The 20,464-nt window shown below is 65.4% G+C and carries 17 protein-coding genes; 12 read left to right on the top strand and 5 right to left on the bottom strand.

Going from position 1 to position 20,464, the window contains the following annotated elements:
- The first annotated feature begins 33 nt into the window (after window positions 1–33).
- Window positions 34–843 carry a DUF72 domain-containing protein gene (locus OHB26_RS04685; RefSeq protein ID WP_330183008.1) on the top strand — a complete coding sequence of 270 codons (810 nt, stop codon included), beginning with the start codon at window positions 34–36 and terminating at the stop codon, window positions 841–843.
- A 57-nt stretch (window positions 844–900) separates the two neighbouring features.
- Here OHB26_RS04685 and OHB26_RS04680 read toward each other — a convergent pair whose 3' ends face one another.
- On the bottom strand, window positions 901–1,899 hold the full coding sequence (locus OHB26_RS04680; RefSeq protein ID WP_330183007.1) for an acyl-ACP desaturase: 999 nt from the start codon (window positions 1,897–1,899) through the stop codon (window positions 901–903).
- Between the two features lie 304 nt (window positions 1,900–2,203).
- Here OHB26_RS04680 and OHB26_RS04675 point away from each other — a divergent pair, with 304 nt between their 5' ends.
- The 3 genes from OHB26_RS04675 (at window position 2,204) to OHB26_RS04665 (ending at window position 6,487) form a co-directional block, all read left to right on the top strand.
- Complete coding sequence (locus OHB26_RS04675; RefSeq protein WP_330183006.1) at window positions 2,204–3,448, top strand: KasA/KasB family beta-ketoacyl-ACP synthase; 1,245 nt, start codon at window positions 2,204–2,206, stop codon at window positions 3,446–3,448.
- Between the two features lie 121 nt (window positions 3,449–3,569).
- Window positions 3,570–5,465 (top strand): AMP-binding protein, encoded by a 1,896-nt coding sequence (fadD32, locus tag OHB26_RS04670; RefSeq protein WP_442942852.1) that lies wholly within the window; start codon window positions 3,570–3,572, stop codon window positions 5,463–5,465.
- Between the two features lie 299 nt (window positions 5,466–5,764).
- Complete coding sequence (locus OHB26_RS04665; RefSeq protein ID WP_330183005.1) at window positions 5,765–6,487, top strand: DUF5995 family protein; 723 nt, start codon at window positions 5,765–5,767, stop codon at window positions 6,485–6,487.
- 124 nt (window positions 6,488–6,611) lie between these two features.
- Here the strand turns inward: OHB26_RS04665 and OHB26_RS04660 are convergent, their stop codons facing one another.
- A complete protein-coding gene (locus OHB26_RS04660) occupies window positions 6,612–7,928 on the bottom strand; it encodes a diguanylate cyclase domain-containing protein (protein ID WP_330183004.1) in 1,317 nt (438 codons plus the stop codon).
- Window positions 7,929–8,044: 116 nt separating this feature from the next.
- Between OHB26_RS04660 and OHB26_RS04655 the strand changes: the two genes are divergently transcribed.
- The gene (locus OHB26_RS04655) at window positions 8,045–8,851 is read left to right on the top strand and encodes an SAM-dependent methyltransferase (protein ID WP_330183003.1); all 807 of its coding nucleotides are present in this window, start codon (window positions 8,045–8,047) and stop codon (window positions 8,849–8,851) included.
- Here OHB26_RS04655 and OHB26_RS04650 read toward each other — a convergent pair.
- Both OHB26_RS04650 and OHB26_RS04645 read right to left on the bottom strand, forming a co-directional pair.
- Window positions 8,848–10,269 carry an MFS transporter gene (locus OHB26_RS04650; RefSeq protein ID WP_330185494.1) on the bottom strand — a complete coding sequence of 474 codons (1,422 nt, stop codon included), beginning with the start codon at window positions 10,267–10,269 and terminating at the stop codon, window positions 8,848–8,850. The two genes, OHB26_RS04655 and OHB26_RS04650, sit on opposite strands and share 4 nt — an antisense overlap.
- Window positions 10,270–10,447: 178 nt before the next feature.
- Complete coding sequence (locus tag OHB26_RS04645; protein ID WP_330183002.1) at window positions 10,448–10,993, bottom strand: NADPH-dependent FMN reductase; 546 nt, start codon at window positions 10,991–10,993, stop codon at window positions 10,448–10,450.
- Window positions 10,994–11,199: 206 nt separating this feature from the next.
- Between OHB26_RS04645 and OHB26_RS04640 the strand changes: the two genes are divergently transcribed.
- Window positions 11,200–12,366 (top strand): lipase family protein, encoded by a 1,167-nt coding sequence (locus OHB26_RS04640; protein WP_330183001.1) that lies wholly within the window; start codon window positions 11,200–11,202, stop codon window positions 12,364–12,366.
- Between the two features lie 221 nt (window positions 12,367–12,587).
- Window positions 12,588–14,288: a GMC family oxidoreductase gene (locus OHB26_RS04635; RefSeq protein WP_330183000.1), complete on the top strand. Its 1,701-nt coding sequence runs from the start codon at window positions 12,588–12,590 to the stop codon at window positions 14,286–14,288.
- Between the two features lie 39 nt (window positions 14,289–14,327).
- Here the strand turns inward: OHB26_RS04635 and OHB26_RS04630 are convergent, their stop codons facing one another.
- Window positions 14,328–15,032, bottom strand: a complete 705-nt coding sequence (locus tag OHB26_RS04630; RefSeq protein ID WP_330182999.1) for a TetR/AcrR family transcriptional regulator — start codon at window positions 15,030–15,032, stop codon at window positions 14,328–14,330.
- 123 nt (window positions 15,033–15,155) lie between these two features.
- On the opposite strand from OHB26_RS04630, the gene OHB26_RS04625 reads away from it, so the two are divergent.
- From OHB26_RS04625 to OHB26_RS04605, 5 genes are read left to right on the top strand one after another with little or no spacing between them, the layout of a single operon-like run.
- Window positions 15,156–16,016: a metal-dependent hydrolase gene (locus OHB26_RS04625; RefSeq protein WP_330182998.1), complete on the top strand. Its 861-nt coding sequence runs from the start codon at window positions 15,156–15,158 to the stop codon at window positions 16,014–16,016.
- A gap of 27 nt (window positions 16,017–16,043) precedes the next feature.
- Window positions 16,044–16,922, top strand: coding sequence for a metal-dependent hydrolase (locus OHB26_RS04620; protein WP_330182997.1), 879 nt, complete (start codon window positions 16,044–16,046; stop codon window positions 16,920–16,922).
- A gap of 9 nt (window positions 16,923–16,931) precedes the next feature.
- Window positions 16,932–18,500, top strand: a complete 1,569-nt coding sequence (locus tag OHB26_RS04615; RefSeq protein WP_330182996.1) for a flavin-containing monooxygenase — start codon at window positions 16,932–16,934, stop codon at window positions 18,498–18,500.
- Window positions 18,497–19,402: an SDR family NAD(P)-dependent oxidoreductase gene (locus OHB26_RS04610; RefSeq protein WP_330182995.1), complete on the top strand. Its 906-nt coding sequence runs from the start codon at window positions 18,497–18,499 to the stop codon at window positions 19,400–19,402. The genes OHB26_RS04615 and OHB26_RS04610 overlap by 4 nt, the downstream gene beginning before the upstream one ends.
- Window positions 19,399–20,448: a ferredoxin--NADP reductase gene (locus OHB26_RS04605; protein ID WP_330182994.1), complete on the top strand. Its 1,050-nt coding sequence runs from the start codon at window positions 19,399–19,401 to the stop codon at window positions 20,446–20,448. Before OHB26_RS04610 ends, OHB26_RS04605 begins: the two co-directional genes overlap by 4 nt.
- The last annotated feature ends 16 nt before the right edge of the window (window positions 20,449–20,464 follow it).

The raw sequence follows: 20,464 nt of genomic DNA, 5'->3' as shown, positions 1-20,464 counted from the left end.
GTGGCAGTTATGCGGTTGTACGTGGGGTGCGCAATGTGGACACATCCGGACTGGCAGGAACGCCCACTTCCGCCCGCGGAACGCCTGCGCACCTACGCCTCCTGGTGCAATGCGGTGGAGGGCAACACCACGTTCTACGCCACCCCGCAGCGCCGCACCGTCGAATCCTGGGCCCGCCAAACCGATCCCGACTTCCGCTTCGTGATCAAGTTGCCGCGCACCGTCACTCATGAGCGGCGGTTGACCGGTATCGACAACGATATGAACGCCTTCCTGGACGCCGTGGAACCGCTTGGCCGCCGCCTGCACGCCCTGTGGATTCAGCTGCCGGGCTCGTTCACCGATCTGGCGGCGCTGTCCAATCTGCTGGAGGGCCTCCCGCCGCACTACCGCGCCGCCGTCGAGGTCCGGCATCCGGCCTTCTTCGAAAATCCCAGGGCCATAGCCCAATTGGAGTCCATTCTGGAGGCGGCGGGTGCGGAGTGGATCCCCTTCGACACCGGCACGCTCTTCGCCGCCCAACCCATCTCCGCCGCCGAACGCGAAGCGCAATCCAAGAAGCCGCGCCTACGCCGTCGCACCAAGGCGCTCACCGAATTCCCCATCGTCCGCTATCACGGCCGGGACGATGCGGAGGCGACTGTCGCGGGCTGGCAGCCCTGGGTGGATCAAACCGTGGCGTGGCTGCGTGAAGGCCGCTCGCCCACGATCTTCATCCACACCCCGGACAATGCCTCCTCGCGCACCCTGTCCCGCCGCTTCCATGCCGAAGTGCGTGCGCGCCTGCCGAATGTGCGGCCGCTGCCGGATCCGATCCCGACCGATCCGATGACACTGTTCTGACGGAGACGAAAAGCGCTGCACCGGAGGGTGATCCGATGCAGCGCCGGAATCCGCTACCTAGCCCACCAGCAGGGCCTGCTGCTCCGCCCGTGCGGCCTCGCGAGCCAATGAGCGATCGCGCTGCTCCTCGAACTTGAGCACATCCTTGCGGAGCTTCTCCAGGAAGTCGCCGAGTTCATTGCGGAGTTGATCGCCGCGGGCCCCGAAGTCGTTGCGCTCGAAGATATTCCACTTCTTCAGTACGGGCATGATCACCTCCTCCAGGTGTTGGCGGAGGTCGTAGATGCCGTGCTTGGCCATGATGACCCCGTTGCGCCGGAAGTTCGGCATTCCGGCTCCGGGCATCTGGAATTCGCGGATCATATGCGTGATCGCCTCCATGGCCTGATCCGGCGCCAGATCCAGGGCCGCGGCACACAGATTCCGGTAGAAGATCATGTGCAGATTCTCGTCGGCGGCAATCCGCTGCAGCATTTTGTCCGCTATGGGGTCATTGCACACTTTGCCGGTATTGCGATGAGAAACGCGAGTCGCCAATTCCTGAAATGTCACATAAGCGACAGAAACCATAAATCCGGAGGATGCCGGAATGGCATTGGTGCCGATCCGCTTCCGCGCGATCTGTGTCGCGTTGTATCCGTTGGTCATATGGATCATCCGGGCCTGCTCCAGCGCCACCGGATCGACGCCGCGGGTCACCACCAGGTAGTCCCGCAGTACGATCCCGTGCCGGTTCTCCTCGGCCGTCCAGCGCCCGACCCAGGTGCCCCACGGACCGTCCTGGGAGAAGTTCTCCGAGATTTCCCGGTGATAGCTGGGCAAATTGTCCTCGGTGAGAAGATTGGTGATCATGGCCGCCTTGGCGACCTCGCTGAGTTGAGACTGTTCCGGATCCCAATCCGCGCCACCCATTGCTGCGAAGTTGCGACCGGCATCCCACGGCACATAGTCGTGCGGATGCCAATCCTTGGCCATGGATAGATGCCTATTCACATTCGCTTCGGCAATCGGCTCCAACTCGATCAGCAACTCGAGCTGCGTGAGATTCCTGGCCACGGTCGTGTGCCTCCCTCGAAAATGGCTGTGCGCTGCGGAATGATGCAGTAGAAAGCGCTGAAGACGTGGCGATCGCCGCCGCGGGGAAAAGGCCACCGGCAGATGGTCCGGGGATGCCCGCGTGTCGGTCAACAAGACTGGTCGGCTTCGCCTCGGATAATCTAGCCCAGTTCGCCGGAGATTGGCTTCATCCCCCGCCGATGTGTCCAACGGCCGGGGCGTTCGCTAGTTGCATACCAGTCCTTGACAGCCCACGCGGATCGAAACTGGTTCGCCGGAGCATTGCTACGGAGAGTGAACGATCATGCAGACGCCCAACCGAAGGAAGTTTCCGAACGTAGTGGTCACCGCCATGGCGGCCACCACCTCTATTGCGGGGGATGTCGATTCGACCTGGAAGGGACTACTCAACGGGGAGAGTGGAATCGATGTGCTCGAGGACAGTTTCCTCGACGATTTCGGTCTCCCGGTTCGTATTGGCGGCCACCTCAAGGTGGCCCCGACCTCGGTGCTCTCGCGGGACGAGTGCCGTCGCACCTCGTATGTCGAGCAGATGGCCCTGGTGCTGGGGCGTGAGGTCTGGCGCAATGCCGGTACTCCGGAGGTGGATGGTGACCGCCTAGGCGTCTCCATCGGCACCGGTCTGGGTGGCGCGGAGATGCTCATCATCGCGCGCGACAAATTGTCCAGTGGCGGCTACCGCAAGGTGTCACCGCTGACCGTGCAGACCATCATGCCGAACGGTCCGGCAGCCGTGGTGAGTGTGGAGCTGGGCGCGAGGGCCGGTGTGTCAACGCCTGTTTCGGCCTGTTCGTCCGGTTCTGAGGCGATCGCGAATGCCTGGCAGCGCATCGTGATGGGCGATGCCGACATGATGATCACCGGTGGCGTCGAGGGCTCCATCCAGGCCCTGCCCATCGCGGGCTTTTCGATGATGCGCGCCATGAGTACTCGCAATCACGATCCCAAGGCGGCCTCGCGCCCGTTCGATCGCGATCGCGACGGTTTCGTCTTCGGCGAGGCGGGCGCGCTCATGGTCATCGAGACCGAGGAGCACGCACTGGCGCGCGGTGCGCGGATCCACGCGCGAATCATGGGCGCCGGCATCACATCCGACGGATTCCACCTTGTCGCACCGGATCCCGAGGGCACCGGCGCCGCGCGCGCCATGTCCCGCGCCATGGAACACGCCGGAATCTCCAAAGCCGATGTGTCCCATATCAATGCGCACGCCACCGCCACTCCGATCGGTGATACGGCGGAGGCTAATGCCATCTATCAGGCCGTCGGCAACCATGCGGCGGTCTACGCTCCCAAGTCCGCTTTGGGGCATTCCATCGGTGCCGTGGGAGCGCTGGAATCGGTCATCACCGTGCTCAGCGTGCGTGACGGAATCATCCCGCCCACCTTGAATTTGGACAATCTGGACCCTGAAATCGACCTTGACGTGGTGTGCGGCATGGCACGCAGTGGCAACTACGAGTACGCGCTGAACAACTCGTTCGGTTTCGGCGGCCACAACGTAGCCCTGGCCTTCGGTCGGTACTGAGTGCAGAGGATCATCGACACCTGCTAGTCTTCCCCAGCCCCAGCTACTTCTCGGGCTTCGGTGTCGATTCTTGTTCGGTGTCACTGCACAGTCATTTCTGTGAGTTGAAAAAGGATAGGGAATGATCGGCGAGACCTTTGATGACTATCTGGACGAGCGCGGCAACATCACGATGCCCGACAACCAGACAATGATCGACTTGGTCGACAAGCACTCTGCGGCGCAAGGGGATGAGCTCGCCTACCGCTATGTCGACTACTCCCGCGAACGCGACGGCGAGTACTTCGAGCTGACCTGGAACGAGTTCGGCGTGCGGCTGCGTGCGGTGGCGGCCCGGCTGCAGCAGGTGACGCAGCCGAAGGATCGAGTCGCCATCCTCGCACCGCAGGGGCTCGACTACATCGTCGCCATGTACGCGGCGGTCTATGCCGGCTGTATCGCGGTGCCGCTCTTCGACCCCGACGAGCAGGGCCACTCCGACCGGCTACACGCGGTGCTCGACGATTGTCAGCCGGCGGCGATTCTGACGGTCGGCCCCTCGGCCCCCGGGGTGCGCGAGATCTTCCGGGATCTGCCCGCACCGCAACGGCCGCGAATCATTGCGGTGGAGGCGATTCCGGACAGCGTGGGCTCGGCCTGGGTGCGACCGGATATCAATATCGACAGCATCGCGTACCTGCAGTACACCTCCGGCTCCACCCGCACCCCGGCGGGCGTGGAGATCACCCACCGAGCGGTCGGAACCAATCTGCTGCAGGTGATTACGACCGTCGGTATCACCGAGAAAGCGCGCGGTGTCACCTGGCTGCCGCTGTTCCACGATATGGGCCTGTTGACGGTCATCCTGCCGACCATCGGCGGCAAGTTCATCACCATCATGTCGCCCAGTGCCTTCGTGCGTCGCCCGTACCGCTGGATCAAGGAGCTCGCGGCACAGGAGGATGGTGCCGAGATCTTCGCCGCCGCACCGAATTTCGCCTTCGAGCACGCGGCAGCGCGCGGTCTGCCCAAGCCGGGCGAGGAGCTCGATCTGTCCAATGTGATCGGCTTGATCAACGGCAGCGAACCGGTGTCGGTGACGTCGATGAAGAAGTTCAACGACGCCTTCGAGCCGTACGGTCTGCCCAAGACCGCGATCAAACCCTGCTACGGCATGGCGGAGGCGACGCTGTTCGTCTCGGCGACCCGGCGCGAGGACGAGGCGCGGGTGGTCTATGTGGACCGCACCGAACTCAACGCGGGTCGGATGACCGAGGTGAGTCCGGACGCGGAAAACGCTGTCTCCCAAGTGTCCTGCGGTTATGTGGCGCTCTCACAGTGGGCCGTCATCGTGGATCCGGAGACCGGGACCGAGAAGGCCGAGGGCGAGGTCGGCGAGATCTGGCTGCACGGCAAGAATATGGGCATCGGCTACTGGGGTCGTCCCGAGGAGTCCGAGGCCACCTTCCGCAATCGGCTGAAAACCCGTCTGCCGCAAGGTAGTCACGCCGAAGGCGCGGACGACGACGCGGATTGGATGCGCACCGGCGACTTCGGCGCGTACCTGGACGGCGAGCTCTACATCACCGGACGCGTCAAGGATCTGGTGATCGTGGACGGGCGCAATCACTATCCGCAGGATCTGGAGTACTCCGCACAGGAGTCCAGCACCGCGCTGCGGCCGGGATTCGTTGCGGCCTTCTCGGTTTCGGCGAATCAGATGCCCGCCGAGGCGGCCACCCAGAATGGCGTGAAGCTCACCCTGGATCCCGGCAACAATGCCGAGCAACTGGTGATAGTGGCCGAACGTGGTACGGGCGCGGCCAAACTCGATCCCGAGCCGATCGCGGAGTCGGTGCGCGCGGCGATCGCCAAGCGGCACGGGGTGACGGTGCGCGATCTGCTGCTGGTGCCCGCGGGTTCGATTCCGCGCACCTCCAGCGGGAAGATCGCGCGGCGCGCCTGTAAGACGGCGTATGTGGAGGGCACCCTGCGCGGTGGTTACCGCCAGCAGGCCTTCCCGGATGTAGCGGAGTAGGTCCCGGCCCGCTCCGATATGAATTGCCCGGCCCGCGTGCGTATTGCGCGCGGGCCGTTTTCATGTCGAGGGGGCTTGGCGATGGGCGTGTGATCAGCGAATAGGCAGACCGGTCCGTACACTTTCCTGCCGTGGGGAAATCCGCCCGGATCGGGCTCATAATCGCGATGACCGCTGCCGTGCTGACATGCTCCGCGATGCCCCCGGCCGGGGCGGTGGAGGTGGCGCCGGCATTCTGCGGAACGCCGCTCTCCGCTGATGAAATCGCGACAATTGGTGAGCTATCGGACATTTCGACCTTGTCCGGAGATGCTCTGCAACGGCTGGAAACCGCCGTGCGGAACAATCATCTGATCACCGAGATACTGGTGGCGCATCAGGACCGCCGGGGGCTGTTCGGAATCGGCCTGGACGGGGTCGAGCAGGTCGCCGTCATGCCGTTGCAGGAAGATCCGACCGCCTTCCAGAACCGCGAGTACGCCCATCGCATCAGCCTCGAGCTACTCAGCCGCTACCTGAACAATGTGCATGCCGAATTCACCGGCGGCGCGGTCGAATGGCATTGGGCGCGTTACTTCGCCCAGGCGGCGCAGTGTGAACTCTCCGGTGCGCGAGTGGCCATGACGGGCTATAACGCGCACCTCGCGGTCGACCTCGCCTACTCGATCGCCGCCATCGGCACCCGCCCCGAGAACGCTCCCGACTACTTCAAGATCGTGGCCGCCATCGCGGGTGCGGGCGATGTCATCGTCGACCGCACCAAAGAGGTCTACCACGCCGACCTCGGCCCACTCTGGCGCTTCTACTTCCTCGGTGCGGGCCTGGATCTGCTGGTGGGCCGGGGCGTAGCCACCAAACCGCTGCTCGTCCTGGCCGACCTCGGCGCGAATGTCGTCATCTTCGGCAATGGCCTGGCCCTGGAGGATCCCGCCCTGCACGACCCCACCGCCCTGGAGATCCACACCCTCTCCGATGCCGCCGACGTCGCCTTCGAGGTCCTCGCCGACATCCACGCCCTGTAGCGGGCCGTCTCCCTCGTCCGATCCGGATCGCCTCCCTTGTCATCCCGGCGCGCTTTTGGCCGGGATCCACTGATCGGGGTGGATCCCGGCCGAGAACCTGCCGGGATGACGATGGGTTGCCGACCTACCCTGCGGCGGTATCGGTTCGGCGGCCGCGGCCCGCGGCCTTGGCCCAGTACATGCTGTAGTCGGCGGCCTGCAGCAGGTCGTCCGCGGTGGTGTGGGCCGCGTACTCCTCGGCTATACCGACGCTGGCGGTGACCGTGAGGTGATGTCCCTGCACCTCGAACGGATGGGTGAAGGCGCGGCGCACGCGGCGGGCGATATCGTCCACGTCGGCGGTGGAGTTCGGTACCAGGACAACGAATTCGTCGCCGCCGATGCGCGCCACCAGTTGACCGAAGCCGTCGGCGCAGGCGTCCAGGCGGGCGGCGGCCTGGAGCAGGAGTTCATCGCCGACGGCGTGGCCGAAGGTGTCGTTGACGGCCTTGAAGTGGTCGAGGTCTATGTAGCAGAGCCCGATTCGACTGTCCGGATCGGTGAACGCGGCGGTGAGCGCGTCGAAGAAGCGGGTGCGATTGGCCAGTCCGGTGAGTTGATCGTGGTGGGCGCGGAAGTGCAATCGTTCGCGCAGTGCGCGTCGCTCGGAGATGTCCTCCACCAGAATCAGCGTGTAGCGCGGATCGCCGCGATCATCGCGAATGAGCGAGACATTGATATTGGTCCACACCGTGTGCCCGTCCCGATGCGGATAGGCCTTCTCCAACTGCACGTTCTCCACATCGCCGCGCAGCACCGAGGCGTACAGCGGCCACATGTTCGGATCATCGTCAGGATGGGTGAGATCGGTGACCTCGATGGCGCACATCTCGGCGGGGGAGTAGCCGAGCATATTCGCGAAGGCGGCGTTGACCTCGATAATGCGTCCGGTCATATCGGACAATCCGGTACCGATTCCGGCCTGTGCGAAGACCGCGCGGAAGCGTGCCTCGCTGGCCCGCAACTGCTCCTGCATATGTAATCGAGCGGTCATCTCGGCGGCGCGCACACTCTCCTGCTCGGCCAGTAGCCACCGCCGGAAGGCGCGTACGTACCCGGTGGTGAAGGCGCCCAGCAACTCCGCGGCACGCTCGGCCGCGATGGTGTGCTCCCGGGTGAAGTGCGCGTCCAGCACCGTGATGCTGCGGCCCAGCACCTCATCGCCGACGAAGTGCGCGCGCGCCAACTCCGCGCCGAGTTCGGCCACCCGATCCGCGGATTCGCCATTGCGCGCGGCGGCATCCACCCGTTCGGCCAGGCGGGCGAGCAGCGCGATGGTCTCATCGCGGCTCATGGGCACGACGTGATCGCGGGCTCCGCTGGCGAGTGCGGCTACCCACTGATCGACCAACTCGGCGTGCGGGCCACCCTGCTCCGGCCCACCCCCGGGATCCGACGCCATGAGGGTCGATGGTAGCCCGACCGGTCGGTGCCCGTGAACGCCGCCCCGTGGCCGAAGGTGGGATACCATTGCGGCGCTTCACGATTGGTAGTGGGTTCGAGAGGGGCTGTGGATCGATGACCAGACCGAGTTGGGCACCGGAGGGTATCGATCTGGATCGCCCCAGCGCCTCCCGTGTTTACGACTATTTCGTCGGCGGTATGCACAATTTCGAGATCGATCGCGAACTCGCGCAGATGATCGAGAAGTTCACCCCCAATGTCGCCGAGACCATGCGCGCCAATCGGGATCTGTTGCGCCGCTGCGTCCGGGTGCTGACCGACGCCGGTATCGACCAGTTCCTGGATCTGGGCTCGGGTATCCCCACCGTCGGCAATGTGCACGAGGTGGCGCAGGCCCGGAATCCGCGGGCCCGGGTGGTTTACGTGGATATCGATCCGGTGGCGGTGGCGCATAGCCAGGCCATTCTGGACGGCAACCCGCTCGCGACGGTCGTTCACGCCGATATGGCACAGCCGGATTCGATCCTGAACGATCCGGAGGTGAAGCGGCTGCTCGATTTCGAGCGCCCGATCGCCGTATTGCTCTTGGGTGTACTGCATTTCGTACCCGATGAGGCCGATCCCGCCGGTGCGGTGGCCAAGCTGCTCGAGGTGTGCGCGCCGGGCAGCTATGTGGCCATCACCCATGCCACCGCGGATGGTCAACCGGCGGAAGTTCTGGAGGCGCAGAAGCTTTCGGGCCGCACCTCCACCGAGATCGTGCTGCGCGGGCACGATGAGATCGCCGCCTACTTCGGTGATTGGACCCTGCTGGAGCCGGGCCTGGTCCAGCTGCCGCTGTGGCGTCCGGAGAATCCGGACGAGGTCGTCGAAGCGCCCGAGCGTTCGGGTGCGTACGGCGGCCTCGCCCGCAAGGACTAGGGCACGATCAACTCCGCGGCTGACCCCTGCCTCCGGAAGGTCGCTACCGCCACCACGGCGGCTACGGCGGCGATACCGGCGGCGGCCCGGAATGCCGCGCTGAAGCCGTCCGTGAGAGCCAGTGTGTCACCGAGCTTTTCGGCTCCGGCCGCGGAGGCGATGGCGGTGACCGCGGCCAGGCCCAGGGCCGAGCCGATCTGGTAGCCGGTGTTCACGATGCCGGAGGCCAGGCCGCCCTCCTCCGGCGGCGCCGCCGAGATGGCGGTCTGGAGCGACGGAACGAAGGCCAGGGACATGCCCAGCGCCGCGACCAGTGAGCCGGGCAGCACGTCCACCCAGAAATTGCCGTCGGCGCGGATGAACGACAGCCACACCAGTCCGGCGGCCAGGATGAGCAGCCCGGCGATGATCATGGTCCGAGCGCCGAAGCGCGCGAACAGCTTCGGTGACAGTGCCACCATGCCCGCCATGATGAGCGCGGTCATGGGCAGCAGTGCCGCACCGGATGGGAACGCCGAGTAGCCGAGAACCTGCTGTAGGTAAAGGTTCAAGAAGAACCACATCGGCACCCAGGCCGCACCCAGCAGCAATTGGGAGAGGTTGGCGGCGCCCAGATTCGGTGACCGGAAGACCGACAGCGGCATGAGCGGTTCCCGGCGGCGAATCTGGACGACCAGGAACGCGATCAGCAGCCCCGCAGCCAAAGCGAGTGTGCCCCAGGTGGATCCGGAGAGCCAGCCCGCCTCCGGTGCGCGCACCACGGCGAAGACCGCGGCGCCCAGGCCGAGGGTGGCGGTGAGCGCGCCGAGTAGATCGACCGAACCGTGCGGGGCGAGCGCGCCGCCGGGCACCAGTGCGGGCGCGGCGATCAGCGCCAGGATGGCAAGCGGGATATTGATATAGAAAACCCAAGGCCACGAGGCGTATTCGGTGATCAGTCCGCCGAGGAATACACCGGCGGTACCGCCCGCGGGGGCAGCCGCGCCGTACACCGCGAACGCCTTGGTCAGCTCACGCGGGTTCGAGCCGAACAGCATCATGAGCAGTGTCAGCGCGGAGGGTGCGATGAGCGCCGCCCCGGCTCCCTGTACGCCGCGGCCGATCAATTCGACGGTGGCGGAGGAGGCGATTCCCGCGACCAGTGAGCCGATCCCGAGGATCGCCCATCCGGTCTGGAATATCCGCCGCGCCCCGAGGATGTCGGAGAGCTTGCCGCCGAGCAGTAGCAGTCCGCCGAAGACCACCACGTAGGCGTTGAAGACCCAGCTCAGGTTCTCCTGCGAGAACCCCAGTGCGCCCTGCATTTTCGGCAGTGCGACCCCGATGATCGAGGTGTCCATGATGACCATGAACTGGGCGAGTGCAATGAGTGCGAGGGCGGTCCACCGTCGCGAGGACGGTGGCGCCTGGGTATCGATGGACACGGTCTCACTCCTTCTGGAAAGTCGATGGGTACTTGTATACCCATGGGGGGTATCCAGAAGAAAGGTTGTGGACAGTGATTCATTTCATACCCGTGGGGGGTATGAAGAACGCGGCCGCCCGATTATCGGCGGCCGCGCTGTTTCCCGCTGTGGGAGGGTAGGTTTCGGCCGCTCAGGCGGCCTTCTCGCGCACATGCGCGGCAATCGCGGGCAATACCAGGCTCAGCCGCTGCCGCGCCTGGTCATCCTCGACCAGTCCGTCCGCGCCGACCTGTTCGCGTAGCACGGTGATGCGCCCGCACGCGACCTCGACGATATCGGCGCTGACGTAACCCAACACCGTGCTGAGGGTTTCGACGGCGGCGTCCCCGCGCCCCGGGTACGCCACATTGATCCACGCCACCGGCTTGTCCATCAGATCCCCGGTGCCGACCGTCCATTCGAGCAGATTCTTCAGGCTCCCCGGAATCATGCCCGCGTACTCCGGTGTGCAGATGAGCACCGCGTCGGAATCGGCCAACTGCTTGTGCAGCGCCTCGACATTCGCGGGTTCGGGTTCGAGACCGGGGACGAACTGCGGCAGCTCGACCAATCCGGCGTAGAGCGTCGCGGTGAGATCGGCCGGCGCCTCCGCGGCGATGGTGCGCAGTGCGGCGGTATTGGTGGAGCTGTCCCGGGTGCTGCCCGAGATCAGCAGAATGCGCAGGGGTGTGGTCACCCTGCGGGGAACGCGCCGCGGCGGGCGGGTATTTCGCATCGAAGATCGCAGTCCCACCGAGTGGGAGCTGCCGCGACTTAACCTGGCACTTTCTCTCATTTTCGGTATCGTTGGCGGGATGCCGCACTGTCCCGGACAGTGTTAACGTTCGGATTCGATTGTGCGACAACTGCATAGCGATGTTTGTGCGAGAAGGGCAGGCGACGATGACTGCGTTCACCAACCGCTTCGACGAGGCGGCGGTCGGTGCCGGAGACTCCACGGCGGCATTCGGCGGGCTCGGTCCCGGTCGACTGCTGGCGGCGGAGCCGATGACGGCGTACCTGCTGCCCGGGGTGAAACTGCCCGCCCGCGCCTGGCGGATCAGCTACACCACGACCACCGGCTCGGGTCAGCCGACGCGGGTCACCGGTACGGTGCTGGTCCCGCGCGAACCATGGCGGGGCGAGGGCTCGCGACCGCTCATCGGATACGCCGTCGGCACCCAGGGGCTGGCTGACAAGGTCGCCGCCGCCTCCTGGCAGCTGCGCTTCGGACTCGAGTACGAATCGGTCTTCATCACCGCGGCGCTGCGCCGCGGCTGGGCGCTGGCCATCACCGACTATCCGGGACTGGGTAATTCGGGTACGCACCCGTACGTCATGGGGCGTTCGCTCGGCCCGGCCGTACTGGACAGCATTCGCGCCGCCCGCCGCCTGTCCGCCGCGGGCCTGGACCCGAACGGTCCGCTCGGCATCTACGGGTACTCCGAGGGTGGTTGCGCCGCGGGCTGGGCGCTGCAATTGCAGCCCGGCTACGCCCCGGATCTGCCGCTCGCCGGTGGCGTGGTCGGCTCCGCGCCCGCCGATCTCGAGGATATGATCGCCTTCCTGGACGGCAGCCCGTACGCCTTCCTGCTCTTCTACGGTGTCGTCGGATTGCATGCGGCGTATCCGGAACTCGATGTGATGCAACACCTCAAGCCGCATGGCCGGGCGCTGGCCGCGATCTTCCGCCGGACGCACGCGCTGCCCGCCGCGCTGGTCGGCATCGGCCTGGGGGCGTTCGTGCCCAAGCAGGTCTCCAGCTACTGCCATCGGATGCCGTTCGAGGTGCCGGAGGTCCGGGATCGCCTGCGGGAGAACAAACTCGGGCATATCGCGCCGGCCGCGCCGGTGCTGGTCGCGGGTGGAACGGCCGAGCAGATCATTCCGTATCCGCAGGCCGTCCGGCTCGCGGAGAGCTGGCGCGCGTTGGGTGTCGACGTGACCATGCACTCCATGCCGCGCCGCGAACACATCACCGGCGCACTGTCTTTCGCGCGTCCGGCGCTGGGCTTCCTGGCGGATCGGTTCGCCGAGTCCGGCCGGGTCGCCCTGCGCCGCGGCGCCTAGACCCCGACGCTCCAGTGCAGTACGCGAGAGGTGAACAGCACCAAGCCGAGTGACACCACCGCGACCGTCGCCAGACAGTACGGCCACCACCGGTGGCCGCATGGGGCCGGGAGCGGCAGCGAACCATGGTTGAAATCGCGCTGATCGAATGTCCGAAAGTGTGGATTTTCTGGCCGCCGCTCCTTCTCGCGCGCATCCGTGCGGGTCGTAGCGTGACCGGCATGCGATTCGACTATGACGTCCTGGTCATCGGTTCGGGGTTCGGCGGCAGTGTGAGCGCCCTGCGTCTGACCGAGAAGGGGTACCGGGTGGGCGTGCTGGAGGCGGGCCGCCGGTTCGAGGACCATGAGTTCGCCAAGACGTCGTGGCGGGCACGGCAGTTCCTCTGGGCTCCGGCGCTGGGCTGCTTCGGAATTCAGCGACTGACGCTGTTGCGGGACACCTTCGTCATGAGCGGTGCGGGCGTGGGCGGCGGATCGCTGGTATACGCCAATACGCTCTATCAGCCGCCGGACCGGTTCTACGCCGACCGGCAGTGGGGGCATATCACCGATTGGAAGGCCGAGCTCGCACCGCATTACGACCAGGCCGCCCGCATGCTGGGGGTGACCACCAATCCGGCCACCACACCCGCCGATCGGGTGCTGCGCGAGGTCGCCGACGAGATGGGAATCGGTGACTCCTATCGGAGTACACCGGTCGGGGTCTTCTTCGGCGGTCCCGGTCGCAGGCCGGGGGAGGATGTCCCGGATCCGTTCTTCGGCGGCGCGGGGCCCGAGCGCCGCAGCTGTACGCACTGCGGTGAATGTATGACCGGCTGCCGTCACAATGCCAAGAACACGCTGGTGAAGAACTACCTGTATTTGGCCGAAAAGGCCGGTGCCACAGTGCATCCGCTCACCACCGTGACCGATGTGCGGCCGCTCTCCGGTGGTGGGTACGCCGTCGGGACCGTGCGCACCGGGCGCTGGATTCGCAAGCGGCGTCGTGAGTTCACCGCCGAACAGGTTGTCTTCGCGGCGGCCTCACTCGGCACTCAGCGGCTACTGCATCGACTGCGTGATCGCGGTTCGCTCCCGAACATCTCCGACCGGCTCGGCTACCTCTCGCGCACCAATTCCGAAGAGCTGCTCGCGGTTCGAAGTCGAGACAGGGGAACCGACTTCACCAAGGGCGTGGCCATCACCTCCTCCATTCACCCCGACGCGGACACCCATATCGAGCCGGTTCGCTACGGCAAGGGCAGCAATGTCCTGGCCCTGATGACCACCGCCATGGTGAGCGGTGAACCACCGCGCGCCCGCCGTTGGCTCCGCGAATTGGTGAGCAATAGACGCGATCTCGTGAGAATGCACAATCCCCGGCGCTGGTCGCAGGAGATGATCGGCCTGCTGGTCATGCAGTCGGTGGACAACTCGATCACGACGGTCACCAAGAAGGGCCTCTTCGGCCGCCGCATGACCACCACCCAGGGTGAGGGTCAGCCCAATCCGACCTGGGTGCCCGCCGGTCACGAGGTGGCCGAGCGGGTCGCCGGGAAGATCAATGGCATCCCCACCGGATCCTTCACCAGCAGTATCTTCAATATCCCCATGACCGGCCACTTCCTGGGCGGCTGTGCCATCGGCGATTCCCCCGAAACCGGTGTGGTGGACCCCTACCATCGCCTCTACGGCCACCCCGGTCTGCACGTGATCGACGGCTCCACCATCTCCGCCAACCTGGGCGTGAACCCGTCCCTGACCATCACCGCCCAGGCCGAACGGGCGATCTCGTTGTGGCCGAACAAAGGTGAGCCCGACGCTCGTCCGGAGCCGGGCTCCGCCTACCGGAGAATCGTTCCGATCGCACCGGCGAATCCCGCTGTACCGGCGACCGCTCCGGCGGCGCTGCGCCTGCCGATCATCGCCATCAACGAGTGAGCGGCGCACGGTGGAGCGATTCGTCGGCTGGTGAGCCGATCAGCCGAGCAGCGGTGCGTCCGGATCGAGGGCCAATCCGCGCGATTCCGCGGTGGAAGACAGTGCGCCCCAAGCGAAGTGGGTGAGCTGTTCGGCCAACTCCTTGCCGTCGATGACCGGATCGTTCAACCAGCGCAGTACGCCCAGACCGACCGCGCCGAGCAGCGCGTCCACCACGAATTGGGTGTGCTCACCGTCCGCGCCGCGCATGCGGAGCACCGCGGAGAAGAATTCGGCCACCGAATCCGAGAGCGGCCGCCCATCCTCGATCAGCCGTGCCGCCCCGAAGGCCGCCACCACATGTGAGCTGACAATGAATCGAAACAGGTTGGGTCGCTCGGAGACCAGGTCGATATAGGCCGAGAGCGCGGTGTGAATCGCCTCGCGGGCCGACGCCGCCGGATCGAAGAGCGGCGTCACCCGCTCCACGATCAACTCCTGTACCCGCCCGCTCACCGCGGCCAGCAGCTCCACCTTGTCACCGAAGAATCGGTACAGCTTGGGGCGCGGGATACCGGCGGTCTTGACCACATCATCGATCGACAGATCCGGCCCGTGCGCGTCGATGGCGCGAATGGTTGCCTCGATGAGCTCGGCCCGCACCAGCGCACGATGGGAGTGCCAGCGATCATGGCGCGCATCGCCTTTGAGCGCCGCCGCGGTCTGCCGTACCTCCGGCAGTGGATCGCGCGGTGGGGAGGCCATGCGGCAGATTGTAATTCGATCCGTTACGGCGCACCCCTTGCTTGCTGTCTGAGACAATCCTACACTGGCTTCACATCGAACACTCAGTACTAGGTACTTGGTGTTGCACCAAGGATGGCCAAGATGACAATTGCCCCAGCGGTCAGTACCTATCCGAAGGCCAGACGGATCAGATTCCGCTTCGACCAACACGATTCGAACGACAAGTACTTCGTCGACGGCGATATGGTCTTCAGCCATTTCGTCGCCGGACTCTCCGGCGGATTCCCGCCCGGTGAGGAATCCTTCATCCGCTCGGTGCGCCGAGTGGCCGAGCGTGTCACCGATCCACTGCTCAAGAAGCGGGTCACCGGTTTCGTCGGCCAGGAGGCCACGCACGGCCAGGAGCACCGCAAACTCAATGACAAACTCATCGAAATGGGTTATCCCATAGCGTGGATCGACACCGAGCGCGCGCATGAGCGCATGCTCGGCATCGAGACCCGGCTCTCGCCGCTGGTGCACCTGGCCGCCACCGCGGCCGCCGAGCACTACACCGCGGTACTGGCCGAACGCGTGCTCTCCAGTGCCGAAATCCAGTCCATCCCGGCCGCACCCGAGTTCTGGAATCTGCTGAACTGGCACGCTCTCGAAGAGCTGGAACACAAGTCCGTCGCCTTCGACGTCTTCCGTGCGGTCGGCGGCACCGAACCGGTGCGGATCGGGGTCATGGTGGGTATGTACGCCTTGACGCTGCCGTTCACCTTCGGCAGTCTCGCGGTCGCGCTGGCCCGCGATCCCGTCGCCCGGCAGCAGCCGGCACGGGTGGCGCGCGAGGCGTACGACCTGTTCCGCGGACCCATCTTCCGCGGCCTGATGGTGGAGCTGGCCAAGTATCTGCGCCCCGGCTTCCATCCCGACGATATCGACACCACCGCCCTGCTGAACCGTTGGCAGCGTGAACTTTTCGGCGATGACGGTGCCCTGGTCGACCACCTGAAGTAAACAACTCCATCGAGAAAGGACCGACCAATGACGATCGGTCAGGACGTCAAGTCCCTCACCCCCTACCCCAAGGTCCGGCGTATGCGATTCCGGTTCGGGCAGCCCGAACCCATGACGCATATCTTCGCCGAGGGCGATATTCCGCTCACCCATCTGATCGCCGTACTGTCCGGCGCGTTCCCGCCCGGCGAGGAATCCTTCATCCGCTCGGTGCGCAAATTCTCCGGTGAGATCACCGATCCCGTACTCAAGAAGCGGGTCGCCGGATTCATCGGCCAGGAGGCCGTCCACGGGCAGCAGCATCGTGTGCTCAATGATCAGCTGATCGCGCTGGGCTTCCCGATCGTGCGGATCTTCACCTTCGAACCCGGCGCACTGCGCGAACGCGCACTGGTCGCCGTGGAGAACATGGTGCCGCGCCAGGTGCACCTGGCCGTCACCGCACTGGCCGAGCACTACACCGCGACGCTGGCGAAGCGGGTGCTCAGCACACCCGAGATCCAGTCTCTCCCCGGCGATCCCGAGGTGCTGAACCTGCTCAACTGGCACGCCTTCGAGGAGCTCGAGCATAAGTCCGTCGCCTTCGACGTCTATCGCGCCAGCGGTGGTTCCGAGGCGGTTCGCATCGGGCTCATGGCGGGCAGTTACGCCCTCACCATTCCGGTGGTGGGACTCGGGGTACTCGTCTCGATCCTGAGTGATCCGCGCAGCTGGCGGCCGATCAAGGTGGCCCGGCAGTCGGTTCGACTGGTGCGCGGCCCGATTGTGAAGGGCCTGCTCGAGGAGATGCGGCCGTATATGCGGCCCGGTTTCCATCCGGACGATATCGACACCTCCGAGCTGCTCGAGCGCTGGCGGGTCGAATTGTTCGGCGCTCAGGGCGAACTCGTAGATCGCATCGGCTGAGGAGCACAGGTGAACAGTCTCGGCGACCGCGGTGCGCCGGACGAAGCCCGTCCCGATCACGAGGTCATCGTGGTCGGGGCCGGTTTCGGCGGAATAGGCACCGGTATCGCGCTACAGCGCAAAGGTATTCACAACTTCATCATCGTCGACAAATGGGATCGGGTCGGCGGTACCTGGCATGCCAACACCTATCCCGGTGTGGCGGTGGACATCCCCTCGTTCATCTACAGCTTCTCCTATGAGCAGCGCGGTGACTGGTCGCGAATCTTCGCGCCCGGCAGCGAACTTCGCGACTATGCCGAGAGCATGGTCGACAAGTACGGGCTGCGCGACAAACTCCGAATGAACACCACCATTGTGGCGGCGGCATTCGATGATCGAAACAGTCTGTGGCGGTTGCGCACCGACGGTGGGCACCAGCTCACCGCACGCCATATCGTGCTGGCCATCGGTGGCCTCGAACGGCCCAAGATGCCCGATATCGAGGGGCTGAACGATTTCGGCGGCGCCCTGGTGCACACCGCCATGTGGGATCACGATGTCTCCCTCGCCGGTAAGCGCGTGGCGGTCATCGGCACCGGTGCGACCGCCCTGCAATTGATTCCGGCCATTGTCGAGGAGACGGCGCATCTGACCGTCTTCCAGCGCACCCCGATCTGGGTGTTCCCGAAGAATGATGCCGAGGTGGGCTGGCTGGGCCGGCAGGTACTGGGCCGCAGACGGATTCGCTCCGCCCTGCGCGTCGCCGGAAACCTCGGCACCGAGGTCGCCATGAGCGGGATGGTGGTGGGGCCGCCCTGGCTCACCGAATCGGGCCGACGCCTGGCCGAGGGTCCGATCCGGCGGTGGATGCGCTCGCAGATCGACGATCCGGTGCTGCGGGACAAGCTCACGCCCCGGTACGGACTCGGCTGCAAACGGCCGTCCATGTCCAATGACTATCTGAAGACATTCAATCGCGATGATGTCAGCCTGGTCACCGATTCGATCGAGCGCGTCACCGAGCGCGGTGTGGTCACCGCGGACGGCACCGAGCACGAGATCGATATCCTCATCTGCGCCACCGGATTCAAGCTCTGGGACAAGGGCGCGATCCCACCGTTCCCGGTGCGCGGTCGCGGCGGACTCGATCTGGAGCGGTTCTGGGACGAGCATCGCTACCAGTCGTATCAGGGCGTGTCGGTACCCGGATTCCCGAACGCCTTCACGATCACCGGACCCTACGGATTCGTGCTGGGCTCCTACATCTGGATGATCGAGGCCACCGCCGCGCATCTGAGCCGCGCCATCGCGGAGGCGAATCGCCGGGGCGCAACGGAGATCGAGATCCGGCAGCGGGTGCACGACGAGTACTTCGAGAAATGCCTGAAACGGCAGGAGAAGAACTTCCTGTTCACCCCGGTCTGCGCGGGCTCGAACACCTACTACATCGACGATAAGGGTGATTCCCCGTTCCGGCCGTCCACGCACGGCGAGATGTATTGGCAGAACCGGCATTTCGATCTCGACGTGTACCGGTACACCGTGGGTGCTCCGCTTCCCCGCGAGGTGGACGTCCTGTCCGAGGAGGTCTCGTGAAGATCAATGACATTCGGCCGAGCCTGGTCGTGGTCACCGGTGCCGGCAGTGGGATCGGGCGTGCGGTCGCGCTGCGCTTCGCCCGCGGGGGAGCCCAAGTGGTGGTCTCCGATATCGACAAGGACGCCGCCCTCGCAACGGTCGCGAAGATTCAGGCGCAGGGTCACCGGGCCGTGGCCATGCAGCTGGACGTGACCGATCCGGCGGCCTGGGAATCCTTCGCCCGTGATGTGCACGCCGATCTCGGAGTGCCGGATGTACTGGTCAACAATGCCGGAATCCTGGTCAGCGGCGCGTTTTTGGATCTCGAACCGCAGGACTGGGAGCATCAGCTCGGGGTCAATCTGCTGGGTGTGGTCTACGGCTGCCGGGCCTTCGGACGGCAGCTGATCGAGGAGGGCAAACGCGGTCACATTGTCAATATCGCCTCCGCTGCGGCCTTCACGCCGACACCGGTCATGTCGGCCTACTCGGTCTCCAAGGCCGGGGTGAAGATGCTCACCGAATGTCTGCGGCTCGAACTCGCACCGAAGGGCGTGGGGGTGAGCGCCATCTGCCCCGGCGTGATCAATACCAATATCGGCGACCACGCCACCACCGTCGGCGTCGATCCGGCGCTGGTCGAGCGCGGTAAGGAGATCGCCAGGCAGGTACAGGATTTCGCGGAACGCCTGCCGTTCTCGCCGATGAGCCCGGATCTGGTGGCGCGGGCCGTGGTGCGCGCGGTGCGCTTCGATCTGGCGGTGGTGCCGGTGCGCACCGAGGCGTGGCTGGGGTACTTCCTGCTGCGAATCGCGCCCGGGGTCAATCGCCGTATCGCCCAGCCGATTTCGATGGAGCGTATCGAGGCAGGCGGCGCGTGGCTGCTGCGGCAGGCCGGCTACGCGGGGAGAGCCGGATGAACGCACGCGCCCACCGGATCAAGGTGCGCGAGGTTGTCAGCGAGACCGCCGAGGCGGTCTCGCTGGTCTTCGATATTCCGGAGGACCTCACCCGCCGATTCGCCTACGCCCCTGGACAATTCCTCACCGTGCAGGTGCCCAGCACCCGCACCGGATCCGTGGCGCGCTGCTATTCGCTCTCCAGCAGCCCGCACTGTGATGACCGGCCCACCGTGACGGTCAAGCGCACCCCCGGTGGATACGCCTCCAACTGGATCTGCGACAACATCGAGGCCGGATCGATTCTCACGGTGCTCGAACCCGCGGGAAACTTCGTGCCGCGCACCTGGAATCGCGATCTGCTGCTCTGTGCGGCGGGCAGCGGTATCACCCCGGTCATCTCCATTCTCAAATCGGCATTGAGTATGGGCCGGTCGAGAATCGTGCTGCTGTACGCCAATCGCGACCGGGGATCGATCATCTTCGCCCGCCAGTTGCGGGAGCTGGTGCGGCGCGATCCGCGGCGGCTCACCGTGCTGCACTGGTTGGAGTCCGAACGCGGTATACCGAGCGCGCGCGGGCTCGCGGGCCTGGTCAAACCGTATCGCGGCTACGAGGTGTACCTCTGCGGGCCAACCGGTTTCGCCCTGGTCACCAAACAGGCCCTGGCACAATCACGGATATCCGCGCGCGATATCCGCCAGGAGGAGTACCGCTCACTGACGGAGAACCCGTTCGAGCAGCCCGCACCCGCACCGGTGGTCACGACCACCGTTCGGCCCGCCGGGGATATCGCCAGTGTGCGGGTCGAGATCGAGGGACGGACCCATCAGCTGCCGTGGCCGCGCGGGAAGAAGCTGTTGGACCTCCTGCTCGAACACGGTATCGACGCACCGTACGTCTGCCGGGAATCCGCCTGCGGGACATGTGTTTGTCGCGTGGAACGGGGTCGAACGCGCATGCTGATGAATGAGGCCCTCATCGACGAGGAGCTCGACCTGGGACTCACCCTGGCCTGCCAGACCCTGCCCGAATCCGACGAACTGCACATCACCTTCGATCAGTAACCGCCCGAACCGGCCC

Source organism: Nocardia sp. NBC_01503 (assembly GCF_036327755.1).
Taxonomy (GTDB): Bacteria; Actinomycetota; Actinomycetes; order Mycobacteriales; family Mycobacteriaceae; genus Nocardia.
The sequence above is the reverse complement of the archived record's forward strand: the minus strand, read 5'-3'. Positions and strand labels throughout refer to the sequence as shown.

Coding starts and splice junctions, on each gene's coding strand:
- OHB26_RS04660 (WP_330183004.1), bottom strand. CDS start 7,928: ATGGCGTCGGATCCCGGGGGTGGGCCGGAGCAGGGTGGCCCGCACGCC.
- fadD32 (WP_442942852.1), top strand. CDS start 3,570: ATGATCGGCGAGACCTTTGATGACTATCTGGACGAGCGCGGCAACATC.
- OHB26_RS04630 (WP_330182999.1), bottom strand. CDS start 15,032: ATGGCCTCCCCACCGCGCGATCCACTGCCGGAGGTACGGCAGACCGCG.
- OHB26_RS04620 (WP_330182997.1), top strand. CDS start 16,044: ATGACGATCGGTCAGGACGTCAAGTCCCTCACCCCCTACCCCAAGGTC.
- OHB26_RS04605 (WP_330182994.1), top strand. CDS start 19,399: ATGAACGCACGCGCCCACCGGATCAAGGTGCGCGAGGTTGTCAGCGAG.
- OHB26_RS04675 (WP_330183006.1), top strand. CDS start 2,204: ATGCAGACGCCCAACCGAAGGAAGTTTCCGAACGTAGTGGTCACCGCC.
- OHB26_RS04655 (WP_330183003.1), top strand. CDS start 8,045: ATGACCAGACCGAGTTGGGCACCGGAGGGTATCGATCTGGATCGCCCC.
- OHB26_RS04640 (WP_330183001.1), top strand. CDS start 11,200: ATGACTGCGTTCACCAACCGCTTCGACGAGGCGGCGGTCGGTGCCGGA.
- OHB26_RS04685 (WP_330183008.1), top strand. CDS start 34: ATGTGGACACATCCGGACTGGCAGGAACGCCCACTTCCGCCCGCGGAA.
- OHB26_RS04625 (WP_330182998.1), top strand. CDS start 15,156: ATGACAATTGCCCCAGCGGTCAGTACCTATCCGAAGGCCAGACGGATC.
- OHB26_RS04635 (WP_330183000.1), top strand. CDS start 12,588: ATGCGATTCGACTATGACGTCCTGGTCATCGGTTCGGGGTTCGGCGGC.